The sequence below is a fragment of the Mesorhizobium sp. M7A.F.Ca.CA.004.06.1.1 genome (assembly GCF_003999135.1).
Lineage (GTDB): Bacteria > Pseudomonadota > Alphaproteobacteria > Rhizobiales > Rhizobiaceae > Mesorhizobium.
The window spans coordinates 1-4,275 of sequence record NZ_RZPQ01000517.1 but is presented as its reverse complement, the minus strand read 5'-3'; the positions used below and the strand labels follow the sequence as shown (position 1 = coordinate 4,275).

The 4,275-nt window shown below is 63.9% G+C and carries 4 protein-coding genes; 1 reads left to right on the top strand and 3 read right to left on the bottom strand.

All coding sequences use genetic code 11. From position 1 onward, the window contains the following. Positions 1 to 935, bottom strand: a 935-nt coding sequence (locus EN906_RS24735) for an amidase family protein (RefSeq protein WP_245484327.1), incomplete at its 3' end; no start/stop codon positions are given. Positions 936 to 1,022: 87 nt separating this feature from the next. Between EN906_RS24735 and EN906_RS24730 the strand changes: the two genes are divergently transcribed. Beyond that, complete coding sequence (locus tag EN906_RS24730; RefSeq protein WP_127269699.1) at positions 1,023 to 1,595, top strand: TetR family transcriptional regulator; 573 nt, start codon at positions 1,023 to 1,025, stop codon at positions 1,593 to 1,595. Between the two features lie 318 nt (positions 1,596 to 1,913). Here the strand turns inward: EN906_RS24730 and EN906_RS24725 are convergent, their stop codons facing one another. Beyond that, a complete protein-coding gene (locus tag EN906_RS24725; protein WP_127269701.1) occupies positions 1,914 to 2,795 on the bottom strand; it encodes an NmrA family NAD(P)-binding protein in 882 nt (293 codons plus the stop codon). A 32-nt stretch (positions 2,796 to 2,827) separates the two neighbouring features. After that, a complete protein-coding gene (locus EN906_RS24720; RefSeq protein WP_127269703.1) occupies positions 2,828 to 4,111 on the bottom strand; it encodes a serine hydrolase domain-containing protein in 1,284 nt (427 codons plus the stop codon). Between the last annotated feature and the right edge of the window lie 164 nt (positions 4,112 to 4,275).

Here is a 4,275-nt window from a genome sequence, read left to right as displayed (position 1 = left end):
GTCCGAAGGGCCAGCGCCTGGAAGTCCCCACCGAGATCGATCTCGCCGATTTCGGCCCCCGCCTCGGCGAGGCGCAGGAGCGTGTTGCGGAACCGCGCCTCGACCTCGGGGTCCACTGGGTTCAGGTACTGGCGCGGCGCAAAGGCGAAACGGGTCCCCTTGAGATCGGCGCGAGAGTCCAGCTCCGCCGCCGGCGCACCGGTGACGACCTGATCGATCAGGACGCAATCCTCGACGCTTCGGGCGAAGACCCCCGTCGTATCGAGTGTGTGAGAGATCGGCGCGACCCCTGCGCGCGGCCAGCGGCGGGTTGTCGGCTTGAACCCCACGACGCCGCATAGGGAGGCGGGGACGCGGATTGACCCGATCGTGTCCCCGCCCAGCGTCGCCGGAGCGAGGCCGGCGGCGACCGCCGCCGCCGAACCGCTCGACGAACCGCCGGTTACATGGTCGGGCGCATGCGGGTTTCCGACCTGGCCATAAGGGCCGTTGTCGCCTGTCAAACCATAGGAAAGTTCGACCAGGTTGGTCTTCCCAAGCACGATCGCGCCCGCCGCCTTGAGCGTCGCAATGGCGTCCGCGTCCTCAGTTGGCTGGAAGTCTCTGAGCGAACCGACTCCCAGCGTCGTGCGCAAGCCGGCCGTGAGATAGCTGTCCTTGATGCCGAGGGGAACACCGAGCAGCGGCGCGTTCACGCCCTTGGCGCGGGCCTTGTCGGCTTCGCGGGCTGCGGAGAGGGCGCCAGGCTCGTCCAGGGTGATGAAAGCTCTCAGGCCCTCTTTCCGCCGCGCCTTGGCGAGAAGGGCAGAAACATAGTTTTCGGCGCTGATCTCGCCCCGGCGAATGGCTTCCGCCGCGCCCGACACGCCCAGCCGTGTGAGTTCTACCGCTTCTGGCACATTGGCATCGATGGCTCTGGTCTGCTGGTTCAGCATGAGCCTCTCCTCTCATTAGTAATCAGTTAGATGTTGCATGACATCTATTTGGATGTCATATAACATCTAACCTGTCAAGGCTCGTTCGTGAGCGGTAGCGAGGAAGCGTCGTTGAGGAAGTCAAACAAGGAAGCCGCTGAAACCCGGCGCGCCATCGTCACCGCGGCCGCAGACTGCATCCGGCGCACGGGCATCGCCGGGGCCAGTCTCTCGGACGTTATGGCTGCCGCCGGCCTCACCCACGGCGGCTTCTACAAGCATTTTCGCAACAGGGAGCAGCTGATAGCCGAGGCGCTCGTCGCTGCGGGCAACGCATCTGCGGACATGCTCGGGAAGGTCCGGGCAGAAAAGGGGCGGAACGCTGCGTTGGACCGCTACCTGTCCCCTGAGCATCGCGATGCGGGTACGCCTACCTGTCCAATGGCGGCGTTGGGGAGCGAAGCTGCCCGGTCCTCAGGTAAGACGCGGGCGGCGGCGGTGGCTGTCGTCGAAGAGATGATCGACGCGCTGGTCGAAGATCGATTTTCTGGGGAGGCCCGCGGCGAAGCCATGGTGGACTACGCCACCATGATCGGCGCAATGACCTTGGCCCGAATCGCGTCGGGGACGCCACTATCGGAGGAAATCCTTGAACGTGCAAGGAAGCGCCTGCGTCGATAGGCGCGCCCCGTCTGGACAGCGCCGTGACCGGCCCACTCGCGGCCTGCGGGCTGAACGTCCGTTACGGAAGACGGCCGCCCCAGCGTCGGTGCAGGACGGCCGGTTACGGCGCCGATAGCGATCCGAGCCGCAGGAGCTAGGCCGGCAGCCTTTGTTTCCAGCATAGCCCCGATAAGGGTCGCTTCGGCCAATTTCGGGGGCACCAGTTGGTCGTGTGTCCGCATTCTCGTTACACGGCCGTTCCATCATAGTTCCTTTCAGGTTGCGAGGGGGGCGGCGGCGGATGTCCGTGCCGTCTGCTGTGTTTTCAGGGTGGAATCAAACGGCCTCGGTCGCGGCGGCTTGCCGGACAAGCGCCGCGATCACCTCCACAAGAGGTGTCTTGCCTTTGACGCTGTTCTGTCCGTTATCTTTGAAGTCGATCCAGCCTTCGTTGAAGCCGTCGAGCATGCGCATGCGCGGCTGTGGGTTACGCGTACCCTGGGCACGGAACAGGCCCTCCCAGCTTTCCCGCGGGACGATCTCCACCCGCACCGGATGCCCGAGTGCCGACGCGAAGGCATTGGCGAGATCGTTGGGCGAGACCCGCGACGGGCCTTCAAGTTCCACGACCCGCTTGCCGGTCCACCCCTCGCGGATCAGATCGGCGGCAAGCCGGCCGATATCCTGCGTCGCCACCATGGCGAAGGTCTTGTCAGCCGGCTGGAGGAAGCTGTGCAGCACGCCTTCGTCGCGGGCCGGCGCGACGTCCCAGGCCGCATTTTCCATGAACCAGCCGGGCCGCAGGAAGGTGACGGGAAAATCGAGCTCGCCGAGGGCTTCTTCCAGCATCGCCCGTTGGCTCAACAGATTGTCCACTTCCCCGTCGGCGCCGATGGTGGAGAGGCAGACGACCCTTTCCGGGCGCGCAGCAAGGAGAGCGGTCGTCAGCACCTCATTCTGCTTGGCCGCTTCCGGATAGCCGGGCGCAGGGTCGAATTCCGACGGCGGCAGAATGAAAACGCCAGTGGCGCCCTTGAAGGCGGCAGCAAGCTGGGCGGCGGCGCCCATCTCGGCGAAGGCGATTTCACACCCGCGCTTGCGCCAGATTTCCGCCTTGGCGGGATCGCGCAGCACCGCACGGACCGGTTCTCCGGCTTCGATCAGGGCTTTCGCCAGCGCGCCGCCGACCTTGCCAGTTATTCCTGTAATCGCATACATGATATGTCTCCTTGTGTTGAAATCGGGATGGATCAGGCGAGGCCGTCGTAGAGGCCGCGCTCGAATGTGCCGTAGAGCTTCACGACCTTTTGGTCGTAGAAGGGCAGGAGCTGGGTGAAGATGGCGCCGGTCACCTTCCTGACCGGGTCGAGCCAGAAATAGCAGTTGAGCAGGCCGGCCCAGGAAATGCTGCCTGCCGACCGACCGTTCGGACCGGGCAGCGTGTTGATGTCGAACGAATATCCCCACTTGTGGGGCTCGTCGGGAAACTGGTCGAAGCTCTGCGAATAGGCAGGCTGGGCAGTCCTCATGGCATGGACGTCGAGGTCGCCGATCTGGTTGCGCATCATCGACGCGACCGTTTCCGGCTTCAGCACCCGTACGCCTTTATGAGTGCCTCCGTTCAGCAGCATCCGCAGGAAGGCCATGTAGTCGCGCGGCGTACTGAAGCCGCCGCCGCCGCCCATGAAGAATTCCGGCCGCTGGGGCATTTCGAAGGGCGCGGGCGTCAGGCCGCCGTCTTCGCGACGGTTGTGGAAGGTGGCGACCCTGGCCTTCTGCTTGCTTCCGATCAGGAAGCCTGAATCGGTCATGCCGAGCGGGGCGAAGATGTTCTCGCGGAAATAGACTTCCAGAGACTGGTCGCTGACCGCCTCAACCAGCTTTCCGACCCAGTCCATGCTAATGCCGTATTGCCAGCGTTCGCCGGGATCGAATTCGAGCGGTGCCAGAAAGGCGCCGTTCTTGCACGTGGCGATGTCCGGCATGCCGGTGACGTTCTCGTAGCGGGTTAGTGCATCGCTCCAGATCGAATAGGTATAGCCGGAGGTGTGTGTGAGCAGGTGACGCACCTTGATGGCCAGCTTGGCCGGGCGCAGGCGCGGCTGGCCGTGGCCGTCGAAGCCCTCCAGCACCATCGGATTGGCGAGTTCCGGCAGATATTTCGCCGCATCGTCCTCGGGATTGATCCTGCCCTGCTCGATTAGCTGCATGCAGGCCGTGGCGGTGAAGGCCTTCGTCATGGACAACAGCCAAAATACCGTATCAGCGCGCATCGTTGCTCCGGTGGCCGTACTGGCCTTTCCGAAGGTTCCTTCGTAGATCATGCTGTCTGGTCCTGCCGCGGTGGCAACGACGCCGGCGACGATCCCGTCGCGCACCGCCTGTTCCATGGCCATGTTGATGGACTTGAAGTTGCCGGACCGCGCTTGCCGGTTGGCCGCCAGTGCGTGAACCGGCGTGTTCACCGCGGCGGCGCCCGCCGCCAGCAAAAGGCCGCCACGCGCCAACAGGCTTCTGCGTGAGATCGCATTCATGGATGAATTCCTTCTCGCAAGGTCGGAGACTTCCGCGGTCCGGTGTGCCGCCGGCGCCGTCCCGGCGCTCAAAAATCATCTATGGGAAGCGACGCGATGATTCACGCGCAATAAGATCAAAGATAAGATGACTCAAAATCATCATGATGGGCTATTAACGATCA

Bases quoted from the DNA above. Each gene is read 5' to 3' on its own strand.
- EN906_RS24725 (WP_127269701.1), bottom strand. From the start codon at position 2,795: ATGTATGCGATTACAGGAATAACTGGCAAGGTCGGCGGCGCGCTGGCG.
- EN906_RS24720 (WP_127269703.1), bottom strand. From the start codon at position 4,111: ATGAATGCGATCTCACGCAGAAGCCTGTTGGCGCGTGGCGGCCTTTTG.